This window comes from Streptomyces sp. WP-1, assembly GCF_030450125.1.
Lineage (GTDB): Bacteria > Actinomycetota > Actinomycetes > Streptomycetales > Streptomycetaceae > Streptomyces > Streptomyces incarnatus.
Genome location: NZ_CP123923.1, coordinates 4,165,808 through 4,187,042, shown reverse-complemented (window position 1 = coordinate 4,187,042; position 21,235 = coordinate 4,165,808). Strand labels below are relative to the sequence as shown.

At 71.0% G+C, this 21,235-nt stretch carries 16 protein-coding genes and 2 tRNA genes; 6 read left to right on the top strand and 12 right to left on the bottom strand.

The features are described from left to right. Positions 1–62: 62 nt before the first annotated feature. Positions 63–935, bottom strand: a complete 873-nt coding sequence (locus QHG49_RS18185) for a DUF2797 domain-containing protein (RefSeq protein WP_301490362.1) — start codon at positions 933–935, stop codon at positions 63–65. Positions 936–1,084: 149 nt separating this feature from the next. Continuing rightward, positions 1,085–2,011: a Bro-N domain-containing protein gene (locus QHG49_RS18180; RefSeq protein WP_301490361.1), complete on the bottom strand. Its 927-nt coding sequence runs from the start codon at positions 2,009–2,011 to the stop codon at positions 1,085–1,087. A 252-nt stretch (positions 2,012–2,263) separates the two neighbouring features. On the opposite strand from QHG49_RS18180, the gene QHG49_RS18175 reads away from it, so the two are divergent. Beyond that, entirely contained in the window at positions 2,264–3,382 is a 1,119-nt protein-coding gene (locus QHG49_RS18175) for a hypothetical protein (protein ID WP_301490360.1), read from the top strand. Positions 3,383–3,814: 432 nt separating this feature from the next. On the opposite strand, the gene QHG49_RS18170 is transcribed toward QHG49_RS18175, so the two are convergent. Continuing rightward, the gene (locus tag QHG49_RS18170) at positions 3,815–4,348 is read right to left on the bottom strand and encodes a DUF6234 family protein (protein ID WP_236576353.1); all 534 of its coding nucleotides are present in this window, start codon (positions 4,346–4,348) and stop codon (positions 3,815–3,817) included. Between the two features lie 190 nt (positions 4,349–4,538). On the opposite strand from QHG49_RS18170, the gene QHG49_RS18165 reads away from it, so the two are divergent. Then, entirely contained in the window at positions 4,539–5,021 is a 483-nt protein-coding gene (locus QHG49_RS18165) for a hypothetical protein (RefSeq protein WP_159702912.1), read from the top strand. A gap of 491 nt (positions 5,022–5,512) precedes the next feature. Here the strand turns inward: QHG49_RS18165 and QHG49_RS18160 are convergent, their stop codons facing one another. Both QHG49_RS18160 and QHG49_RS18155 read right to left on the bottom strand, forming a co-directional pair. Then, positions 5,513–6,940 (bottom strand): hypothetical protein, encoded by a 1,428-nt coding sequence (locus QHG49_RS18160; protein ID WP_301490359.1) that lies wholly within the window; start codon positions 6,938–6,940, stop codon positions 5,513–5,515. Positions 6,941–7,882: 942 nt separating this feature from the next. Next, positions 7,883–8,299, bottom strand: coding sequence for an ATP-binding protein (locus tag QHG49_RS18155; RefSeq protein ID WP_301490358.1), 417 nt, complete (start codon positions 8,297–8,299; stop codon positions 7,883–7,885). 343 nt (positions 8,300–8,642) lie between these two features. Here QHG49_RS18155 and QHG49_RS18150 point away from each other — a divergent pair, with 343 nt between their 5' ends. Both QHG49_RS18150 and QHG49_RS18145 read left to right on the top strand, forming a co-directional pair. Next, on the top strand, positions 8,643–9,743 hold the full coding sequence (locus tag QHG49_RS18150) for a DNA-binding transcriptional regulator (RefSeq protein ID WP_301490357.1): 1,101 nt from the start codon (positions 8,643–8,645) through the stop codon (positions 9,741–9,743). Between the two features lie 13 nt (positions 9,744–9,756). Continuing rightward, complete coding sequence (locus tag QHG49_RS18145; RefSeq protein ID WP_301490356.1) at positions 9,757–10,425, top strand: YdcF family protein; 669 nt, start codon at positions 9,757–9,759, stop codon at positions 10,423–10,425. A 95-nt stretch (positions 10,426–10,520) separates the two neighbouring features. On the opposite strand, the gene QHG49_RS18140 is transcribed toward QHG49_RS18145, so the two are convergent. Further along, positions 10,521–10,593: transfer RNA gene (locus tag QHG49_RS18140), tRNA-Arg, on the bottom strand. 215 nt (positions 10,594–10,808) lie between these two features. Further along, positions 10,809–10,899, bottom strand: a tRNA-Ser gene (locus QHG49_RS18135). Positions 10,900–11,085: 186 nt separating this feature from the next. On the opposite strand from QHG49_RS18135, the gene QHG49_RS18130 reads away from it, so the two are divergent. Together QHG49_RS18130 and QHG49_RS18125 are read left to right on the top strand one after the other, a co-directional pair. Continuing rightward, entirely contained in the window at positions 11,086–11,565 is a 480-nt protein-coding gene (locus tag QHG49_RS18130) for an SSI family serine proteinase inhibitor (protein ID WP_301490355.1), read from the top strand. Between the two features lie 179 nt (positions 11,566–11,744). Next, a complete protein-coding gene (locus QHG49_RS18125; RefSeq protein WP_301490354.1) occupies positions 11,745–16,160 on the top strand; it encodes a PAS domain-containing protein in 4,416 nt (1,471 codons plus the stop codon). 65 nt (positions 16,161–16,225) lie between these two features. On the opposite strand, the gene QHG49_RS18120 is transcribed toward QHG49_RS18125, so the two are convergent. The 5 genes from QHG49_RS18120 to QHG49_RS18100 form a co-directional block, all read right to left on the bottom strand. Beyond that, positions 16,226–17,881, bottom strand: a complete 1,656-nt coding sequence (locus QHG49_RS18120) for a long-chain fatty acid--CoA ligase (RefSeq protein ID WP_159702921.1) — start codon at positions 17,879–17,881, stop codon at positions 16,226–16,228. Between the two features lie 124 nt (positions 17,882–18,005). Then, positions 18,006–18,542 carry a SigE family RNA polymerase sigma factor gene (locus QHG49_RS18115; RefSeq protein ID WP_145488457.1) on the bottom strand — a complete coding sequence of 179 codons (537 nt, stop codon included), beginning with the start codon at positions 18,540–18,542 and terminating at the stop codon, positions 18,006–18,008. A gap of 147 nt (positions 18,543–18,689) precedes the next feature. After that, entirely contained in the window at positions 18,690–19,856 is a 1,167-nt protein-coding gene (locus QHG49_RS18110; RefSeq protein ID WP_301490353.1) for a lipid-transfer protein, read from the bottom strand. Further along, positions 19,853–20,251, bottom strand: a complete 399-nt coding sequence (locus QHG49_RS18105) for a MaoC family dehydratase (RefSeq protein WP_159702927.1) — start codon at positions 20,249–20,251, stop codon at positions 19,853–19,855. The genes QHG49_RS18110 and QHG49_RS18105 overlap by 4 nt, the downstream gene beginning before the upstream one ends. Continuing rightward, positions 20,248–21,168, bottom strand: coding sequence for a bifunctional MaoC family dehydratase N-terminal/OB-fold nucleic acid binding domain-containing protein (locus QHG49_RS18100; protein ID WP_159702930.1), 921 nt, complete (start codon positions 21,166–21,168; stop codon positions 20,248–20,250). The genes QHG49_RS18105 and QHG49_RS18100 overlap by 4 nt, the downstream gene beginning before the upstream one ends. Positions 21,169–21,235 lie beyond the last annotated feature (67 nt).

Genomic DNA, 21,235 nt, shown 5'->3' with positions numbered 1-21,235 from the left:
ACCAGTCTTGGTTTTTCCTGAGAAACACACAGCCACCACTCAGACAACGCCTGGGCGGCCCCTCAGAACAGCCCGTCCTGCTCCTGGGGGAACTCACGGACGGGCAGGGTGAGTTCATCGCCCTCCCGGGTCGAGGGCACGAGCCCCCACCCCCGTATCAGCCGGGTGTCGAGCACGACGACCCCGCGGCCGCGCACCGCCAGATGGAGATCGGGTCCGGCGGCCGCGACCAGTTCCCCGCCGACGGCACCGCCGGGGACGAGCCCGGTCACCTCGCCGAAGGCGGCGGGTACGCCGTCGATCCCGAAGGCCCGCACATGATCGACCACCTCGCAGGGCTCGGCCCGCAGGGACTCCGGCCACCGGTCGAGCGCGACGGCCCGCCGGTGCAGCGCGCGCACCTCGGCCGCCCGCTCCTCCTCCGTCCCCGGCAGCCGCGCCCGCACCGCCCGCTTCTCGGCGTACGCGATCCGGTCCGGCACGCCGAGCGCGGCCCGCAGCATCTCCTCGGTGCGCCGGGCCGCCATCAGGGGCCCGGTGCCGAGCCAGCTGAAACAGACCGCGCCCTGCTCCAGCAGCCGCGCCGGCCCCCGCTCGACGGCCGTGATCCCGACCTTGACCAGGCCGGGGCCGAACCAGGCGAGATACACCCGGTACGGCCGGGGGTCGTCGGCGATCGTGTCGGCGGCCACGGAGTGCGCCCGGTCGAGCCGCGCGCACTCCTCGCACCGGGCTCCGGTGCCGCGCCCCGGCACGGCCGCCCGCACCGGGCACGCGTGGCCCCGCGCCCCCACACAGACCCGCCCGCCCCCTTCCGGCACGGCGAACCCGACCCGCTTCCCCCACGCGAGCACACTGTCCCGCCCGCCCTCCCAACCGAGCACGAGCCCATCACCGGACCAGCGAAGCCCGGAACATCTCCACATCTGTGCCATCACTCGTGAGGGTAGGGGGTGGGTCCGACAGTGCCGGGGGGAGGCGGGGGCGGGTTACGGTGTGCGAAGGCCCGAAGCCGCAACTTCTCTTTGCGACTTCGGGCCTGCCCATGCCCCGGGCCGTCGGCGCTCGGCAGCGCGTACGCCGCTCACGGCAGCGCGTACACCGGCGTCCCGCCGGCGGCCACACCCGTCTGCCGGACACACCCGCGCTTGATCAGCATGCGCAGACCGTCGTGTGCCCGGGCGACCGTGAGTCCCGTGCGTTCCGCGATGTCCTCCATCCGGCAGTGCACGGGCCCGCGCACCAGCGCGGGGGCGAGATAGGCCGCCACGGCGTGCACATCGTCGGTGACGACGAGATTCCTCGCCCGCCAGGTGGCCAGGAGCCGCTGGGGCGTCATCGCCTCCGGCGGTGCGACGGCGGCCGGCCGAAACCGGTCGGCGATGAGATCGAGGGAGTCGGCGATCCGCCCGAGCAGGTCGTTGGTGCGGCGCGTCTCCTCGATCCGCTCGGACTGCGCGACCGCCAGCGCCTCGTCCGCGCGCAGGTTGCGCTCCTCCAGGCGGACGATCGCATCGGCGACCTGCTGGGGCAGGAGGTAGGCGGTGCCGCCGTCGGGAGCGGGTTGTACGGGGGCGGGGTCGAGGCTGTAGGAGCCGTTTCGCTGGATGGCTTCGATGACCTCTGCGACCCACTCCTTGAAGGGCGCGCACTCGGTCTTGGTACAGCCGTTGACGAGAGCGATCAGACCACGGAGATTCACCATCCGCATGGACTTCTTGAGTCCGTGACCTGCAATCTTGCTCAAGGCGTCTACTGGATAGACGCCTCGTGCAAGATCTTCGAGGGACTGTGTGCAGTGCGGTGCAACATGCCACAGCAGGGCTTGCCGGGTGTTTGCATATCCGAGATTGCCCGCCACGTCCGCCGCCGGGAACCAGTGTTCCCCATCCGGTGTGGTCAGCCTCCGCAACCGCGCCCCGGTGGCCGCGAACACGAAGTCGTTGATGTCGATCGCGTCCTGCTTCCGCCCCGCCGGCTGCTCCGACGGGACCTCGTTCCGCTCGTACATCGAGCATCACCTCCGCCTCGGAAGCTAGGGAGGACAAACATCAACTGACGTGCCGATACAGCACATTCACTCGATAGATGACAGAGGTATCGATTCCGCACGCCTGGGTCCACCGACGGGGCGCCGGAAAATTCGAGCGGGGCCGTCGGGGTGCGGGTTAGCCTCCCCTGGCATCGCTCCGACTGTCGGGTTCGTGAGTGTGGGAGGCGTCAGCGTTGTCAGGCCGGGCTCGGCGGGGTTCTTCTCGCGCTGGTGGCCTCGGAGTTCGGGGACAAGCTGGTGCAGGTGGCGTACGCGCTGATCGCGGTGCGCGCGGGTTCGACGGCCTTCCTCGCCGCCGTACTGGCCGCCCAGACGATCCCGGTCCTGACGCTGACCCCGCTCGTCAGCTCCCGGGGGTGGATCCGCTCGCGGACGGCGTGGCGGGCCGGACTGACCGGGCAGGTGGCGGCGTTCGCCGTCGCGGCCGCAGTGGCGGACCACCGGATCGCCGTCCTGGCCTGCATTCTCGTCGCCGCGCCCTGCGAGGCCCTGACGATGCCGTTCTCCCGCTCGCTCCTGCACGCCCTCAGCGACGGGCGGCAGGCCGAGCTGGCCAAGTGGTGGAGCGTCTCGAAGGCGGGGGCCGGCGCCGCGGGCATGGTGCTGGCCGGTGCGGTGGTGGCCCTCTCCGGCACGGCGTCGGCCTTCGCGCTGAACGCCCTCACCTTCCTGCTGGTGCCGGCGGTGGCCTGGTCACCGCGGATCCCGCAGGACGGTACGACGGGCAGCCGTAGCGCCACCGAGGGGTTCGGCCACCTGGTGGCCCCCGCCGCGTTCGGCGCCCTCGGACTCCTCTGCGTGACCGTCATACTGATCACCACCAGCCTGGAGGGCGTGTCGGGCCCCTTCATGCTGGCCCGGACGCCGGGTTACGACGCCCACGGGCTCGGCGTCGTGATGGCCTGCTGGGCCGTGGCCTCCATGATCGCGGCGGCCGTAACTCCACGCCGGTTCACCGGCATTCGCGTGCTCCTCCCCCTGTCCGGCCTGCTGGTGGCCCTCGCGATCGGACTGCCGAGCCTCGGCCTCCCCTTCTGGTCCGCCACCGTCACCTTCGCCCTGGGCGGCATCGGGAACGGCGTCTTCAACCTCCTCCTCACCCGGGTCATCTGGTCGGGCGTCCCGGCCGCGGACCAGCCCCACGCCTGGGCCGCGTTCAACTGGATCCTGAACGCCTCCCTGTTCCTGAGCTTCGCGGTGGGCCTCTTCCTCCACCCCCGGCACGCCCCGGCCCTCCTGGCGACGGCCGCGGCCCTGTGCCTCGTCGCGGGCGGCGCCTGTCTGTCGGCGCTGGCCAGGGCTCCCAAGGCGGCCCGCGTCCTCGCCTGAGCCGCTCCCAGCATCCCCGCTCCGCGCCCCACCGGCATGCAGAGCGGGACCGCCGGGAGCCGACCGCCTCAGCTTTCCCTCAAATAAAGAGCGTCCGCCTAAAGAGCGTCCACCGGCCGAGCCGTATCGAAAAGGCGAGTGTTCTGGCGCACGCCGTCTGTCAGGGAGAGAGACGGCGAAAGGACGATCCGGGGGCCGAACACTCGATGGCGATCACAGGACGATCCGTCCGCCTGACCTTCTCCGTGTGTGCCGCCGCACCGGCGGCGGCCGGTTGCAGCGGCTCCGGTCATCCCGGCACAGCCTCGCCGCCCCCGGCCCACGCCACCCTGATCACCGCACCCCCGGCTCCCACCCCGCACGCCCCGTCCGTCCACCATGCCCCGCTGACCGGCGCGGACGGCGTCAAGGTCCTGGCCAGCGGCACCGCGGTCAGGGGCGACGCCACCGGTTCCCTGCGCTTGACCGCGGGCCCGGGCGTGGCATGGTCCTTCGCGCTCGGCTGGGACCCGAATCCGCCCGAGCGGCGGTGACCCGGGCCGCGGCCGTCCAGTCGCCGCCCTTGCACCCGGTGGCTGCCGGTATGTCACGGCACAGCTGGTCGTGGTGCGACTGCGCCGCAGCACCACTGAAGACGATGACGCAGACCAGAGCGGCCATCACGGCCTGGGTGACCACCGTCACGGCGGCCCCGGCACACGCGCCGATCCCGGCCGCCACGACGGCGAGGACTCCGACCCCTCCGGCGGCGGCCAGGTAGTTCCACAACGAGTCGGTCCTGACGATTCTGCCCGGGTCGAGGTTGACCCCGGACAGGAACCACAGGCCGAAGATCACCGCTAAGGCGATCAGCTCCAGGAACACCAGACCGCACCCGGCTCCGATATCAGCGCCCAGGTCGGCACGGCCGCGCTGCTTCGGGCCGGTGGTCGCGTCGAAGGCCGGCGGGGCGACGGGTAAGTCCATACGCGCCACCTTGCCCGCGCGGGCGAGGCGGGCACATGAGCAGGAGTACTCAGCTCCGCCGGGGCGCTTCCCACGGCTCGCGGCCCTCCTGCACCTCTCCGCACTCGGCACACGCCGATCCGGAAGACAATGCCTTCACGTGAACATGACGCATGATGGCCTCTCAGCCATGCACGTCCTTGGGGGGGCCATGAGCACCCGTACCACCGCCACCGCACTCATAGCGACTGCCGCGCTCGTGCTCACCGCCTGCTCCAGCCCCGGCTCGTCCGATGAACCCGCCGCGCCCAAGCACTCTCCGAGCAAGATTTGGGTCGCGCCCGGCACCCTCGACGCCTGGCAGGTCGCCGACAAGCTCGCCGACGAAACCGGCATCGCCACCCTCGGCAACCCGACTGATGACACGGCAGCCTGCTCCGACAAGGCCGCGGGCAGGAAGCCGAGCCCCGACGACTGTCTGCAACTGGTCACCACGGACACCGTGTCGATCTACAAGTTCTGGGATGTGGTCGTCGCCGAGCACTGGGCGACCGAGGTGAGGAAGACCGGCAACGCGATGCAGAGGGGTGGGTTCGTTCTCGCCTGGAACGCCAGGCAGCAGAACCTGATCGGCGAGGACCGACGCCTTGAACTTTGGAAGGCGCTGGTGAGGGTGTTCCCCGACGAGGTGTAGATCAAGCCATCCGCACGGCCGCCCGGTACGGACTCGTGCGTCGACTGCGCAGCATCAAGGGCATCGGGGCCATGAGAGAGCGCCGGACCAGCCCCCCCCCCGGCGACGGTGACCAGGGAGAGACGATCGGCCTGGGCAGTCACGACCTGGAGTCGCCGCCCACTCCGCCGAGTTGTACCGCGCCGGACTGTTCCCGACCCTGGTCTTCACCGGCGGCAATTCGAACCTGCAACCTTCTGATCCGTAGCTCTAGAGAGATGGGCCAGAGTGGGGCATTCAGGTCGCTTGGCGGCCCATAGCGGGCAGTGCCGAGTACTGCCGGTTGCTTGGGTTGCTGTATCTGGCTGCTGTACCGGAACTGCCCGTCGGCGGCACGGATGGGGCACGGACTTCAGTCACGCTGGGACCACAGATGGTGACCTGAGGTCCGATGCACTGCTTCGACGGGACGTCCGTGAGGCACACTCTTTCGGGCACCACACACGATCTCGTCAGGATTTACTAGCAGATTCTTTCGGCATGATGTCGATGCGGGCCACTTCGATCGTGCACGAGTTAGATTCGCTTGCCGTAGTCGCTTCCACGTCAAGCTTCATCCAACGCTCTTTCATCGGCTTGCTCATGGAATTTCGAACGGCCAGAAAAATAGCGTGCCTAACGTCCTGACTCGCCATGTAGGTTGGCGTTTGAGTGCGAAGACCGTGCCAGAATTCGCCATGCGTAAGCTTCTTCATTTCAAGCAGTATGCGAATGCCGCCAGCCGAGGTGAACGTGAAGTCAACCGGGCCTCGGCCAGTCTCCACTTCACGGTCCAAGCGAACTCCAGCCTGTGCACAGTACCGCTCCAGAACCCCGAGAAAGAGGAGCTGCATGTTTGATTCGGGAATAGTCTTAAAGTCTTTTACGTCTCGCCAGAAAACCCGCCACCCCCCTTTCTTCTCCGCCCAGTCGCGGAAGTGCGCGATTGCTGTATGGGCGAAAGCGAGAAGGTCTTCAGCGTTGGATATTTGAGGTTTTTTCTCGATTGGCGACTCGTTTGCGGCATCACGTGCGAGACGCTGCCAATTGACATGCAACTTTGGGTCCGAATCAACATCGTAGGCACTCGATCCACGCTCCTGCATGTACTGCACCCAACGGCGCACCGCATCCGGGTGAGTGCGAGCCAGAGCGATGATTTCCTCTTTTTTCATCCCCTGAGAAAGTTTGATATTGAGATCGTCCCTGAGCGAGGTGTCCAAGAATTCACCCCAGTTATCAGAGGAAAGTGTCGGAAGTTCGCGCAAGAATCGCTTCGGTACGAGCAGGATAGGTTTGTCAGTTTCAGGATCCACAGGGACAAGATGCTCTGCATCCATCCAGCGCGATCGCGTCACGTCGTAATGGCTGTGTCGAATTTTGCGGACGCGCATGGGAACGTCATGGGTGTGACAAATGTCCTGAGTGTACTTGATGAGCCGAGGCTTTAGGAGATCGCAAGTGATATCCGATATGCGGTCCTTGTTGATTCCTGAGACCAAAATGCCTAGCTCTTCGAAGTGCTCGATATCTTCTATCCCGCGACGGATGGCTTGACTCATCGCCTCGACCACTTTTTTAGCGAGCCCGGGACCCGACCCGGACCCTTCACTACTTTTACTTGCAAACCCTAGACGGAATTCGCGTGGCTCCGGGAACTCCATAAGAGATAGCGTACGCTTAAAATATTGATGCTTTTGATTGAGCTTACTGCTCGCGAGGAGCTTAAATGCAGACTGGAAGTAGTCCATGATTTCGTCGTATGCTCGCTGCCAGTCGGCGTCTGCATCGGCGAAAATAAGGAAGGGGTCCACGAAAAGCAGTGTGTCATTTTCAAGTATCGGGTCGAACCAGTCGAACTCTGCCTTGTACTCGATTTCGAAAATCTCACTGAAATACATGGCCCCCCATGCTTTGTCGTGGCGCGCACCAGTAAGGGCGCTAGATCATGATGCCGCCTCATTGGGGTGCGTGGGTAGCGATCTGCCAAGATCATTAACTCAAACTGTGGTACTGGCGCGTGTAGGCGGATCGGTGATGACCTTGTCACGAGATTTGATCAAGGCGATGCCACGGCCAGCGATCGGTTCTGTAGCCCGATTTCCAAAGCAGTCGGTTACCGCCAACCTCAACCCACCACTCACCCCGGCTCCCATCCCGTCCGCCTTCGACCCACACACCGTGGAGCGGTCATGGTTCAGGGCGTCAAGGTGGAGCGCGCCACTGCACGAACGACCTTGACGCCTTGGGCCGCGACTACTCGGCTCTGCCTGGGTCGAAGGTGGTCGGGATGGGAGCCCCACAACGCTCGCCCCGCTCCGGCCGGCACTCGCGAACGGTGCCCCGTCCATCCCGGAGTCTGAGCGCCCCCGCCGGAGGCATCGTCGTGAAGCCGCGGGCTTGGTTCTCGACTCATGCCCCACGGGCCTATCCACTGCGGGCGCGCATCGGCGCAGCCCGCGCGGAGCGGGCCGAAGGCAGGAGCGGCGCCGGAGCGGAGCCGGGAAGCGCGCTTGGCGGAGCGGAACGCAGCCGGGTGCTTGATGAGGTAGGGAGATCTGTAACAACGCAGGTCTGTCGGATCGGAGACGGCCCCTGCTGATGGGCGAGCGCGCGGTCATCGTCCGCTCGGATATGCGCCGTCTGTCCGGTCAGGCATCAGCGGCCTCAGGTCTGCTCGTCGTCCTCCGGCTCATCGCCGTCAGGAGCGGCAGCCGGGGCCAGGCCGGCTGGGGCGGGAGCAGGAGTTGTGTTGATCCGCAGGCACCCGTCCGTGCCGAACATGACGATCAGTTGGGACAGGTGGGCTCGGGCCAGGCTGCGGGTGGGGCTTGGTCCGTCGGTCACCCGCGTGCCTCCAGCTCCGCCCACACGACCTTTCCCCAGTGCCGCTCATCAGCGCCCCAGTTCGCCGCCAGCGTCAGGACGAGGGCCAGGCCGCGTCCGCCCTCCTCGTCATTCTTCGGCGCGCACGGCACGGGCAGCGCACGGGAGAAGTCCGCGACGGCCACCCGTACCGTGCGCGGCGCGATGCGTTCCACCATCACGCGGATGGACCGCCACCTGGCGTGCCGAACGGCGTTGGCCACCAGCTCGGAGACGATCAGGACGGCGTCGTCGGTCAGGTCGTCGAGCCCCCAGGTGGAGATGGCGGCGCGTACGAGGCCACGCGCGGTCGCGGCGCTTTCGGGATCACGCGGCAGCGTCTCGCTGTAGCCGGGGTGCCCGGTCGGGCGGACCCGCGTTGTAGGTTGCGGCATGTCGGTCTGCTCTCTCAGATCGGCCGGGCCCTGGGGCCGTTCCCGCGGTCGCCAGGGCGTTGTGCGTTCCGGAAGGCGGCGCCCTCTACCGAGGACCCAGCTCCTCCTGCCGGGCTTCGGAGACCCGTGTCACCGCAGCAGACCGTTGATCACCGGTCTGCTGATCAGTCGGTGTTCAGTGAGAGGGCCGTCCGGGGACCCTCCCATGGGTCGCCACGTGGTGACGGAAACGAGCATGAACGTCAGCGAACTTCCGGCCAATCACCCGTCGTTCTACTTTCGTTCCACTTTCGTCCCGCGGCTTACGCGCGTCTGCTTCGATGACGGTGGAAGGGAGTGACGCGTGGCCACCGTGCACCAGTGGACCGGCTTGGAGACCAGGGCCCTGCGTCTCGCCTTGCGGTTGAGCGTGCGAGCCTTCGCCGAGCACCTCGGAGTCGCCGTCGCCACGGTCTCGAAGTGGGAGAGCAAGCGCGCGGCAACCGAGCCACGACCCGACACGCAGGCCATCCTCGACACCGCCCTCGCCCGCGCGGATGCCTCCGCCCATCTGCGCTTCGAGACGATCTTGTCCGGGATGCCCGGCACCGTACAGAATGCCGCCCGCCGCGTCATCGGCACCGGCCCTCGCGCTTGGGAGTACGAATCGTGGGCCGAGGACCTGGACCGCGTGGTAATCGCGCTCTCCCAGCAGAACTTCGCCTTCGCCGACAGCCTCCTCAGCCGCTGGCTGGCCCGGTACGACGCCCGGGAACTGGACGAGAAGGGCCTGTACCTTTTCGCCCGCTCGACCGCGCTGCTCGGTGATCTCAAACGCGACCAAGGCTGCGTAATCGGCCCTCTTTCCGCCCAGCACTCGTATGCGGCGGCACACGCGGTCTTCACTCAGCTCGGCATCCCGCGTCGGGTTGCCCAGCTCGACCTCTCCCTCGCGGTGGTCGCGGAGATGTCCGGCAAGTTGGAGATCGCGGCCCGCCAATACGAAACCCTCGCCGCCGACGACCGGCTCTCCCCCCGGGACCGTGCCAGGGCCCGCCTGTGGGTCGGTACCGCGCTGAGCAAGAACGGCCGGCATGGCTACGCGACCCGCGTCATGCAGGCCGCGACCCGCGACTTCGAGGACCTGACCGAACCCGATGACTGGTCGGTGGCCCACCAGAAACTCGCCCTTGCCCGTCGAGGTGCCGGCGACCTCACCCAAGCCCTGCACTTCATCGGCATCGCCCGCAGCAGTGGGACCACCGACTCACCGATGCAACGCGTACGGCTGGACACCGCCTACGGCCACATCCTGCTCTGCGACCCGGCGACCCGGGATGATGGACTCCTCGTCCTCGATCAAGCCATTCGCACGGCCGCCCAGTACGGACTCGTGCACCAACTGCGCAGCATCGAGGGCATCAAGGCCACGAGAGAGAGCCGGACTGGCCCCCGGCGACGGTGACAGGGAGAGACGCGTGGGCGACAACCAGCAGGCCATCACTGAGGACCAGTGGCACCGGGCCGCGCTGATCTGGGAGTACCACCAGATGCACCACGCGCTGCGGCCCGTCGACGTGGCGATCGGCCTGGGCAGTCACGACCTCGGCGTCGCCACCCGCTCCGCCGAGTTGTACCGCGCCGGGCTGTTCCCGACCCTGGTCTTCACCGGCCGCAACAGCCCCACCACCGCCAAGGTCTTCCCACGCGGCGAAGCCGTCCACTTCCGCGAGCACGCCATCGACCTCGGCGTCCCCTCCGAGGCGATCCTGCTCGAACCGTCCGCCGGTAACACCGGGCAGAACATCACCCTCTCCCGTGAGGTTCTCGCCGCCGCCGGCATCACCCCGGCCACCGTGCTGCTGGTCTCCAAGCCCTACATGGAACGGCGCTCCTACGCGACCGCGCGCAGGCTGTGGCCCGGCATCGAGATCCTCTGCGCGTCGGAGCCGTTGGAGCTCGACGACTACGTGAAGTCCATCGGTGACGAGAAGCTCGTCCTGGACATGCTCGTCGGTGATCTCCAGCGGGTGATCGAGTACCCGAAGCGCGGATTCGCCATCGAACAGGACGTCCCGGCCGACGTACGTGGAGCGTACGAATCCCTCGTCCGCGACGGATTCACCAGCCGACTGATCGCTTCCTGACCTGTCGGCAGCCGGGCGCGCTGTGCGCACCGGCCCCATCTCGTGCGGGGCAAAAGCCAGAGGCCCCGGATATTTCCGGGGCCTCTGGTCCGATGTGCACTCGGCAGGATTCGAACCTGCAACCTTCTGATCCGTAGTCAGATGCTCTATCCGTTAAGCTACGAGTGCTTGTTCTTTTGTTCTTGTCTCCGTTTCCGTTCCTTTCGGCCCGTCCCGGCGACAGGAAGAACATTACATGACTGCCGCCGTCATGTGAAATCCGATCCCCGCACCCCTTCTGACCTGCAGAAACGTCCAGGAGGGGGGTGGGGGCGGAGTGAACGGTGGGAACAGCGGGGGGAACGACGAAGCCCCGGTCCAGGGGACCGGGGCTTCGGTTGGGGCGGAGGCGGAGGGATTTGAACCCTCGATGGGCTTTAAGACCCAAACCGCATTAGCAGTGCGGCGCCATAGACCGGACTAGGCGACGCCTCCAGCACAACCGCTCACGCGAGCGCGCGAGTGGTGCGTGCAGATGATGACACAGCCGCAGGGCCCGTCACCAATCGAGCTCTACGGTACTAGGCAGTCCGGCCGCAGGGCAAAGGGCTTCTACGACGGGGTGGCGTTTTCCGGGGGAACGTGGCGCAACGTCCGCCGAGGTCGGGCGTTGAGGAGGGCATGGGTTCTCTTCTCTCCGGTGTCACCCGGCGCGTCCGTCGCGGCGCCCTCGCCGTCGTCGCCACCGCCGCTGCCGTCACTGCCGTCACCGCCGCCGCCTCCGCCGTCGTACCGCTGACCGCCGTACCCGCCGCCGCCCTCGGTCAGGGGCGCGGCGGGGATCACCTCACCGTCGTCGTCCGGCATGCCGGGGCCGGGCGGGACGGGACGTACGAGCTGTTCTGTCATCCCGCCGGGGGGCATCACCCGGATGTGCGGGGTGCCTGCCAGAAGCTTGACGGGCTGACGCAGTGGGGGCGGGATCTGTTCGCGCCGGTGCCGCCCGGGACCATCTGCTCCATGATCTCCGGGGGGCCGGCCACCGCGCGGGTCACCGGCACCTGGGCGGGACGGCCCGTCGACGCGTCGTACGACCGGGACAACGGGTGCGAGATCGACCGGTGGAACCGGATGGTGCCGCTGCTGCCGAAGATCGGGTAGGCCCGGTCCGAAGGTCCGGTCGTCACCGCATCGGCGTCACTTCCTCGTGGGACCTCCCTCTCATCCGGCACCCCCGGCGCAACACGTGCGCATAGACTCCCTCGCGTGACACGTCGCGGGCCGGTTGGCAAGATGGCCCGAGCGGTCGGCAAGGTGCGGTAACAGGAGGGAAGCGTCTCGTGAGCAGCAGGCCATCCCGAGGCGCTGCTCGCCTCGCAGCCATACTCGACGCTCTGCCGGACGCGTTGGTCCTGGTCAACGCCAACGGAACCGTCGTCAACGCCAACACCATCGCGCTGGAAGCCTTCGAGGCGCCCGGCACCGCGCTCGTCGGGCGCGGGCTGCTCGATCTGCTGCCCGAGTTCGACTCGCGGCTCATCCCGGGCTCCATGCGGCGCCCCGGCCAGCGGGACCCGCAGGGCCGGACCAAGCCGGCCCGGATGGTCGCCCGGCGCACCGACGGGCACGAGTTCCCGGTCGAGGTCACCAGCGCGAACCTGGAGAACGGGCAGCAGGCGTACGACGGTTACGGGTACACGGGCGACGAGCTGCTGATGATCGTCGTCCGGGACCTGTCCGGGACGGTCGACACCGAGGCGGAGCTGGCCCGCTCGCAGCGGCAGACCGAGATGATCCTGCGGGCGGCGTCCGAGGGCGTCGTCGGTACCGACACCGACGGACGGATCGTGCTCGTCAACCCGGCGGCCGCGCAGATCCTCGGCTACCGGGCGGGCGAGCTGGGCGGCAAGGAGCTGCACAACCTCGTCCTGCACTCGCGGGCCGACGGCTCCCCCTTCCCGTACGCCGAGTCGCCGCTCGCCGACACCCTGCGCTCCGGGCGCAAGCACCGGGTGCGCGGGCAGGTGCTGTGGGCCAAGGGCGACCAGCAGGTGCCGGTCGACCTGACCACCGCGCCGGTGCGCGACGGGGACCAGCTCGTCGGCGCCGTGATGACCTTCACCGACCGGCGGCCCTTCGACTCCCTGGTGGACGAGAAGACCACGCTGGAGCAGACGCACGCCGAGCAGCTGGAGAAGCTCTCCGAGGAACACGCCTCCGACCTCACCGCGCTGCGCCGCGAGCACGCCGCCGAGGTGGCGGAGCTGCGCGAGAAGTACGACACCGAGCTGGCCGAGCTGCGCGAGCAGCACGCGGAGGAGCTGGCGGCGGGCGAGGAGCGGTACGCGGCCCTCGGCGAGCGGGAGAAGGACCGGTACGAGGCGCTGGCCGGGCGGCACGAGCAGCTGCTCACCCTGCTCGCCCGGTCGCTGCGCGGCCCCCTGGACGAGCTGCGGCGCGAACTGGCCGCCCTGGCCGCCGACGACGCCGGGCAGCTGTGGCCCGAGGCCAATCAGGTGCTGCACCACCTCTCCGCCGGGTACTCGCGGATCACCACCCTCATCGACAACGTCCTCGCCTATCAGCGGATCGACACGGGCACCGAGGACATCACCCGTACGAAGGTGATGCTGGACGCCGTCGTCGCCGCCGGTGTGGACGGCGCGGTGGAGCTGATCGGGCCGGGCCGGGTGCAGTTCGCCGTGCACGCGCCGCCCATCGAGGCCGAGGTCGACCCGCGGCGGCTCGCCACCGCGCTCGCCCACCTGGTGGCGGATGTCGCGGGCGTCGACGCGACCGGCAACGCGCCCGTCTCCACGGGCGGTTACCTCGACAACACCGTGGTCGTCGCCGCCGCGCAGCGCGGTTCGGTCGCCCGGATCGAGGTGCGCGGGCCGTACGCCGGCGGGGATCCGGTGCACGAGCCGATCGTGCGCGGGATCGTGCGCGCCCACGGCGGTGTGCTCCAGACGCACGAGGTGCCGGGCATGAGCGGCAACGCGTACGTCCTGGAGGTACCGCTCGGGGGCGGCGCGGGTGCGGTCGCGGCGCCGTCCGCGCAGATGGAGCTCGCCGGGGCGGATCCGGCGCAGGAGAGTTTCGACGGCGGTCGGCGGCGCGCCCGGCGCGGGTCCACGGACGCCTTCCTCGACGCCGACCTGGCCGGTTCGGGCACGCCTTCGGGCCCGCCCCCCGGTGACGGTTCCGCGCCCACCGGACGCCGTCGCAGGCGCGCGGCCGGGCCCGTCGAGGAGACGACCGAGGTGCCGGCCGAGGCCACGCAGGGCGCGTCCGGCGGTACCGGGCGGCGCCGCGGGCGGCCCGCCGAGCTCGATCCCGCGCGCGCCGACTCCGGTGCCGACGGGGTGAGCGAGGGGGCCGTGGTGACCGCGGCCGAGCATGCCGCGGGGGCCGCCGCCTCCGGTACGGGACTCGGGGGCGCCGTGCCGCCGGGGGGCGTACCCGTGCCCGCCGGGCATGCCGCCCGCGCCGGCGCCGATCCGGCTCCGCAGGCCGCGCTGCCCGCCGCCCTGCCGCCGGCCGGGGGCGAGGGCGCGCCGGGTGCCGAGGCTTCCGTGGACGAGGGGCAGCCCACCGGGCGGCGGCGCCGTGCGCTGGCCGCCGCGGCCGAGCGGGCCGCCGCGCAGGAGACGGGGGCGCGTACGGTCTTCGCCCTGCCGCCCGCCGCGGCCGACCGCGCTCCGCAGGAGGAGCCGGAGGCCCGGACCCCGCAGGCCGGACCCGTGCCCGTGCAGGCGCCGCCGACCGCCGCGCCCGCGCCCGTCCCCGCGCCCGGGGAGGAGGGGCGGCACGACGCCGTACCGCTGAGCCAGGCCGAGGACCACACTCCGCCGCAGCCGCATCCCACGACCGCGCCGACCGGCCGACGCCGCCGCGCGGTGGCACCCCCCGCGTCCCCCGCGCCCCCTGCGCCCCCTGCGCCTTCCGCACCGCTCGCGCAGCCCGCACCGGCCACTCAGGCCGCCCGGACCCCCCAGGCCACTGACTCCGGTACGACGCCGGGGGCTCCGGCCCGAGCCGTTCCGGCGCAGGCCGCTCCCGCGCAGGCCACGAACGGGCAGGGCATCGCGCTCCCCGCGCAGGCCCCCCGTGCGGCGGCCCCCGGACAGGGCATCCCCGGAGCGGCCCTCCCGGCGCAGGCCCAGGGCACGAACGGCCAGGGCGTCGCCCTGGCGGCCGGACCCTCGGTCGCCGTACCCGCGTCGGCTCCGATCACCACGGCCGCGCCGACCGCGCCGACCGCCACCGCGACGCCCCCGGCACCCGCCGCTCCCACCCCTTCCGTCGCCCCGGCCGCCCCCCAGGTCCCGCAGCCGCCCGTGGCCCCGCAGCCCGCCCCGGCCGCCGGTGCCCCCGCCGCGGGCCCCCTCCCGCTGCCCGCCGAGGCCGCCGCAGCGCAGCAGCCCGCAGCGGTCACCCCGGCCCCCGGCACCCCCGTACCTCCGTCGCCGCAGCCGCCCCGGGCGGCTCAGCCCGCCCCGGCCGCCGGTACCGCCGTGCCGCCGGGGGCCGCGACCCCGGCCGCCGGGACGCCCGTACCGCCGTCGGCCCCCGCGTCCGGCACCCCCCTTCCCGCCGCCCGGCCGCAGCGGGCCGCGCAGCCGTTGCCGCCGCCCGCCGAGGCCACCGGGAGCGTGCCCGCGTACGACCCCGACTCCACCCAGGGCCGGGCCATCAGCGTGCGCACGCTGGGCCAGGGCGTGCCGTTCGTACGGCAGGCCGGGCAGGCGACGCCGCCGCCGCACGCGCCGGGTGGTTCCGGGCGGCGGCGCAAGCTCGGGACGCCGCCCGATCCGGCCGCGCGGCAGGAGGCGTCCGGCGAGGCGGTGCCCGCGCAGGCGTCGTCGCTGCCCGGGTCGTCGCGGATCGCGCCGGGGACCGAGGGCGGCGGACGCTCGTACGCCATCGGCGCGCCGGACGCGAACGCGGCCGAGGGGCCCGAACCGCTGGACGGTCCCGGCGGTGCCGTCGAGGTGGCGGACACCCCGCGGCCGCAGCCGCTGGACGACGAGCTGCCCCCGGAGCCGCTGGACAACCCGCGCCGGCTGCTGGTGTGGCCCGCGCCGGACGCGACCACGCAGGCGGCGCTGAGCGAGCGCGGCTACCGGCCGGTGATCGTGCACTCGCGCGAGGAGGTCGACGCGCAGATCGCGGCCTTCCCCGCCGCGCTGTTCGTGGACCCGCTGACCGGCCCGATCACCCGTACCGCCCTCCAGTCGCTGCGCCAGGCCGCCGTCGCCGCCGAGGTGCCGGTGCTGGTCACGGCCGGGCTCGGGCAGGCCACGCGGGAGGCGGCGTACGGCGCCGATCCCGCCGTCCTGCTGAAGGCGCTCGCCCCGCGCGACAGCGAGCAGCATCCGCCGCGGGTGCTGCTGATCGAGGAGCACGAGGAGATCGCGCTGGCCCTGACCGCGACGCTGGAGCGGCGCGGGATGCAGGTGGCGCGGGCCGCGAGCGACGGCGACGCGGTGGCGCTGGCGGGCCGGTTCCGGCCGAACCTCGTGGTGATGGACCTGATGCAGGTGCACCGGCGGCGGGCCGGGATCGTGGACTGGCTGCGCGCGAACGGGCAGCTGAACCGCACCCCGCTGGTCGTCTACACGGCCGCCGTCGAGCCCGCCGACCTGCCCCGGCTGGCCTCGGGCGAGACGGTGCTGTTCCTCGCGGAGCGGTCGACCAGCACCGAGGTGCAGTCGCGGATCGTGGACCTGCTGTCCCGGATCGGCACCAACTAGCCGACGGGGAATGCCGTAAGGGGGAGGGGGCCGGGCGACAGCACCGGCCCCCTCCCCCTTACGTCTCACAGCCGGGTGACGTCCAGGTCCCCGTCCGCGTAGCGCCTGCGCAGCATCTTCTTGTCGAACTTGCCCACGCTCGTCTTCGGCACCGACTCCACGATCGTCCAGCGCTCGGGCAGCTGCCAGCGGGCGATGTGGGCCTCCTCGGCGAGGAAGGCGCGCAGGGTCTCGAAGTCGGCGACCGCGCCCTCCCGCAGGACGACCGTGGCCAGCGGGCGCTCGCCCCACTTGTCGTCGGGGACGGCGACCACCGCGGCCTCGGTGACGTCGGGGTGGGACATCAGGGCGTTCTCCAGCTCCACGGAGGAGATCCACTCGCCGCCGGACTTGATGACGTCCTTGGCGCGGTCGGTGAGGGTGAGGAAGCCGTCGGGGGAGATGACGCCGACGTCACCGGTCTTCAGCCAGCCGTCGGCGCTGAACTTGTCGGCGGGGCGCAGGGGTTCGGCGTCGGCGCCGTTGTAGTAGGCGCCCGCGATCCAGGGGCCGCGCACCTCCAGCTCGCCGGCCGACTCGCCGTCCCAGGGCAGGCGTTCGCCGTCGGGGCCGGTGAGCCGGGCCTCGACGGAGGCCGGGAAGCGGCCCTGGGTGAGGCGGTAGCCGAACTCCTCGTCCGTGCCGAGGGAACCGGCCGGCGGGCGGGCCACGGTGCCGAGCGGGGAGGTCTCGGTCATGCCCCAGGCGTGCACGACCGTCATGCCCAGCTCGTCGAAGGCCCGCATCAGGCCGGGCGGGCAGGCCGCGCCGCCGATGGTGACATGGGTGAGGGTGGAGACGTCACGGGGCCGGGCGAGCAGTTCGCCGAGCAGGCCCTGCCAGATGGTGGGCACGGCCGCGGCGTGCGTGGGGCGCTCCCGCTCGATCATCTCGGCGAGCGGCGCGGGCTGGAGGAAACGGTCCGGCATCAGCAGGTTGACGCCGGTCAGCAGGGCGGCGTGCGGCAGGCCCCAGGCGTTGACGTGGAACTGGGGGACGACGACGAGCGAGGTGTCCCTGTCGGTCAGGCCCATCGACTGGGTGGTCTGCGCGTGCAGGGAGTGCAGATAGACCGAACGGTGGCTGTAGACCACGCCCTTGGGGTCGCCGGTGGTGCCGGAGGTGTAGCACATGGCGGCGGCCCGGCGTTCGTCCAGCTCGGGCCAGTCGTAGTGGGTGGGCCGGTCCGCGATCAGGTCCTCGTACTCGTGCACCCGCGCGGTGGCGCCGGCCAGCGGGGCGCGGTCGCCGGGGCCGGTGACCACGAGGTGCTCGACGGTCCTCAGCCGGGGCAGCAGCGGGGCGATCATCGGGATCAGGGAGCCGTTGACGATGATCACATGGTCGGCGGCGTGGTTGATGATCCACGCCAGCTGCTCGGCGGGCAGCCGCAGGTTCAGGGTGTGCAGCACCGCGCCCATGGAGGGGACCGCGAAGTACGCCTCGACGTGCTCGGCGTTGTTCCACATCAGGGTGGCCACCCGCTGGTCGCCGGTGACGCCGAGGGCGTCGCGCAGGGCGTGCGCCAGCTGGGCCGAGCGGGCACCGATCTCGGCGTAGGAGCGCCGCTGCGGCTCGGGCTCGCCGGTCCAGGTGGTCACCCGCGAGGCGCCGTGGACCGTCGACCCGTGGGTCAGGATCCTGGAGATCAGCAGCGGTACGTCCTGCATGGTGCTCAGCACGGAGTCCTCCCGGCGACGGTGCCTACGCGGTAGTAGGGGGGTGCGCTGATTCTGCGCACATACCGGGCGGTATGTCACTAGGTGGAATGTCACTGGCGGCCGGGAAGCCGTGCGGAGGTCCCGGCTACCGCGCCAGCCCCAGCTCCGGGTCCTCCCGCAGCTTGCCGAGCGCCCGGGACACCGCCGACTTCACCGTGCCCACCGAGACCCCCAGCACCTCCGCGGTCTGGGCCTCGCTGAGGTCCTCGTAGTACCGCAGGACGACCATCGCCCGCTGCCGCGTGGGCAGCTTCATGACGGCCCGCCACATCGCGTCGTGCAGCGCCTGCCGCTCGGCCTGGTCGGCGTCGGGCAGCGGCTCCGGCTCGGGCAGCTCGTCGCAGGCGAACTCGTCCACCCGGCGCTTGCGCCACTGCGAGGTCCGTGTGTTCAGCAGCGCGCGGCGCACATAGCCGTCGAGCGCCCGCTGGTTCTCGATCCGCTCCCAGGCGGCGTAGGTCTTGGCCAGCGCGGTCTGCAGCAGGTCCTCGGCGTCACAGGGGTTCGCGGTCAGCGAGCGCGCGGCGCGCAGCAGGACGGGCCGGCGGGCCCGGACGTACGACGTGAACGACGGGTACGCGGGGGCCGCTGCCGAGGCGCTGGTGCAGACGGGTGTGGTCATGGCTCCACGCTATGAGCGGCCTTCGCGTCCCGGGATCGGCCGCAGGTGCCGAAGCGGGGTCCCCCTCAGGTTGTACGGATGGGGACGACTCCACCTCCTGAAGGTGGAGCGGGGGTACGCCCGACCCCGGGTCGCACCCCGGAAAGTTCAGTCGTCCGCCGCCAGGACCAGGCCCGATGTCGGCACCCCGGTACCGGCGGTCACCAGGGTCCGGGCGGCCCCGGGGACCTGGTTCACGGCGGTGCCGCGCAGCTGGCGCACCGCCTCCGCGATGCCGTTCATGCCGTGCAGGTACGCCTCCCCCAGCTGGCCCCCGTGGGTGTTGAGGGGCAGCCGCCGCCCGGCCGTGAAGTCCGCCGCCTCGCCCCGGGCGCAGAAGCCGAACTCCTCCAGCTGCATCAGCACGAACGGGGTGAAGTGGTCGTACAGGATGCCCACGTCGATGTCGGCGGGGGCGAGGCCCGAGGTGCGCCACAGCTGGCGCGCCACCGCGCCCATCTCCGGCAGCCCGGTCAGCTCGTCCCGGTAGAAGCTCGTCATCTGCTCCTGGGCCCGGCCCGCGCCCTGGGCGGCGGCCGCGATCACGGCGGGCGGGCGGGGCAGGTCGCGGGCCCGTTCCAGGGAGGTGACGACGAGTGCCTGGCCGCCGTCGGTCTCCTGGCAGCAGTCCAGCAGCCGCAGCGGCTCCACGATCCAGCGGGAGGCGGCGTGTTCGGCGAGGGTGATCGGGCGGCCGTGGAAGTAGGCGGCCGGGTTGGTCGCGGCATGGGCGCGGCCGGTCACGGCGACATGGCCGAACGCCTCGGGGGTCAGCCCGTGGGTGTGCAGATAGCGCTGGGCCGCCATCGCCACCCAGGAGGCCGGGGTGAGCAGCCCGAACGGGAGCACCCAGCCGAGCGCCGCGCCCTCCGCCGAGGGCTCGCGGTGCCGGACGCCGGCGCCGAACCTGCGCCCCGAGCGCTCGTTGAAGGCGCGGTAGCAGACCACCACCTCGGCGACCCCGGCCGCCACGGCCAGCGCCGCCTGCTGCACGGTCGCGCAGGCCGCGCCGCCGCCGTAGTGGACCCGGGAGAAGAAGGACAGCTCGCCCATCCCGCAGGCCTGGGCGACCGTGATCTCCGGGCTGGTGTCCATGGTGAAGGTGACCAGGCCGTCCACGTCGGCGGGGGCCAGCCCGGCGTCGTCGAGGGCGGCGCGCACCGCCTCCACCGCCAGCCGCAGTTCGCTGCGCCCGGAGTCCTTGGAGAACTCGGTGGCGCCGATCCCGACGACGGCGGCGCGTCCGCCGAGGGTGTCCTTCGCGCGCAGGCTCACGGGCGGGCCTCCTCGGGGAGGGTGACGGTCACCGTGCCGGTCACATGGGTGCCGAGGCCGTTGGCGCCGACGACGCGCACGGTGGCGGTGTCGCCGTCGACCCGCTCGATCCGGCCGGTCAGCACCATGGTGTCGCCGGGGTAGTTGGGGGCCCCGAGCCGGATGGCGACCTTGCGGAGGATCGCGGTGGGGCCGAAGTGGTCGGTGATGTACCGGCCCACCAGGCCGTTCGTGGTCAGGATGTTCATGAAGACGTCCGGGGAGCCCTTGTCCCGGGCGAGTTCCGGATCATGATGCACGTCCTGGTAGTCCCGGGAGGCGATCGCGCCCGCCACGATGAGCGTGCGGGTCAACGGGATCTCCAGCGGCGGCAGTTCGGTGCCGGCCGGCCTCATGCCGCCACCGCACGGAACACCGGCAGTGTCACCTCCTCGTCGTACCGCGCGAATTCGAGCCGCACCGGCATCCCGATCCGCACCTTGTCGTACGGCACCCCGATCACGTTGCTCACCAGCCGCACCCCTTCGGCGAGTTGGACCAGGGCGACCGCGTAGGGCGGGTCGAAGGCGGGGAAGGGCGGGTGGTGCAGCACGACGTACGAGTGGACGGTGCCCTCGCCGCCCGCCTCGACCGTGTCCCAGTCCGGGCCGCCGCAGGCGTTGCAGCCGGGCAGCCAGGGGTGGCGCAGGGTGCCGCAGCCGGTGCAGCGCTGGATGAGCAGCCGGTGCTCGGCGACGCCCTGCCAGAAGCCGGCGTTGTCGCGGTTGACGACGGGGCGGGGGCGCCCGGACTCGGCCTTGGCCTTGGCCTTGGGTGCCGGGGTGCGGGCGGGGGCGTACTTGAGGATGCGGAAGCGGTGGGTGCCCGCGAGGTCGCCGTCCGCGCGGATGTCGGTGCGGGTGGTGACGAAGTGGCCGGTACCCAGCCTGGTGGTCTTGCGGTCCGACACCGATTCGATCACCGTGTCGAAGGTGACCGTGTCGCCCGGCCGCAGCGGGCGCAGGTACTCCTGCTCGCAGTCGGTGGCGACGACCGAGGTGCAGCCCAGCTCGTCCAGGAGGCGCAGCAGTTCGTCGTAGGGGCCCGAGCGGTCGTCGTGACCGGAGAGGCCGGCCATCGTCCAGGCCTGGAGCATGGTGGGCGGGGCGATGGCGCCGGGCCCCCGGTAGGCGGGGCTGGTGTCGCCCATGGCCTCGCACCAGTGCCGGATCATCGGCAGGTTGACGGGGTCCCGGCCGGTCCCGGTGGCGGCGGCGGGAAGCCCCTCGTACGCCGCGAGCCGCGCCTGCGTGTCGTCCGCCCGTGCCGCCATGTCCGGCCTCCCGCTGCGATGTTCGGCCTCCTGCTTCGTTCCTGACTGTCCGTCAGCTACGGCGGGA

Coding starts and splice junctions, on each gene's coding strand:
- QHG49_RS18185 (WP_301490362.1), bottom strand. CDS start 935: ATGGCACAGATGTGGAGATGTTCCGGGCTTCGCTGGTCCGGTGATGGG.
- QHG49_RS18180 (WP_301490361.1), bottom strand. CDS start 2,011: ATGTACGAGCGGAACGAGGTCCCGTCGGAGCAGCCGGCGGGGCGGAAG.
- QHG49_RS18170 (WP_236576353.1), bottom strand. CDS start 4,348: ATGGACTTACCCGTCGCCCCGCCGGCCTTCGACGCGACCACCGGCCCG.
- QHG49_RS18165 (WP_159702912.1), top strand. CDS start 4,539: ATGAGCACCCGTACCACCGCCACCGCACTCATAGCGACTGCCGCGCTC.
- QHG49_RS18160 (WP_301490359.1), bottom strand. CDS start 6,940: ATGTATTTCAGTGAGATTTTCGAAATCGAGTACAAGGCAGAGTTCGAC.
- QHG49_RS18155 (WP_301490358.1), bottom strand. CDS start 8,299: ATGCCGCAACCTACAACGCGGGTCCGCCCGACCGGGCACCCCGGCTAC.
- QHG49_RS18130 (WP_301490355.1), top strand. CDS start 11,086: ATGGGTTCTCTTCTCTCCGGTGTCACCCGGCGCGTCCGTCGCGGCGCC.
- QHG49_RS18115 (WP_145488457.1), bottom strand. CDS start 18,542: ATGACCACACCCGTCTGCACCAGCGCCTCGGCAGCGGCCCCCGCGTAC.
- QHG49_RS18105 (WP_159702927.1), bottom strand. CDS start 20,251: ATGAGGCCGGCCGGCACCGAACTGCCGCCGCTGGAGATCCCGTTGACC.
- QHG49_RS18100 (WP_159702930.1), bottom strand. CDS start 21,168: ATGGCGGCACGGGCGGACGACACGCAGGCGCGGCTCGCGGCGTACGAG.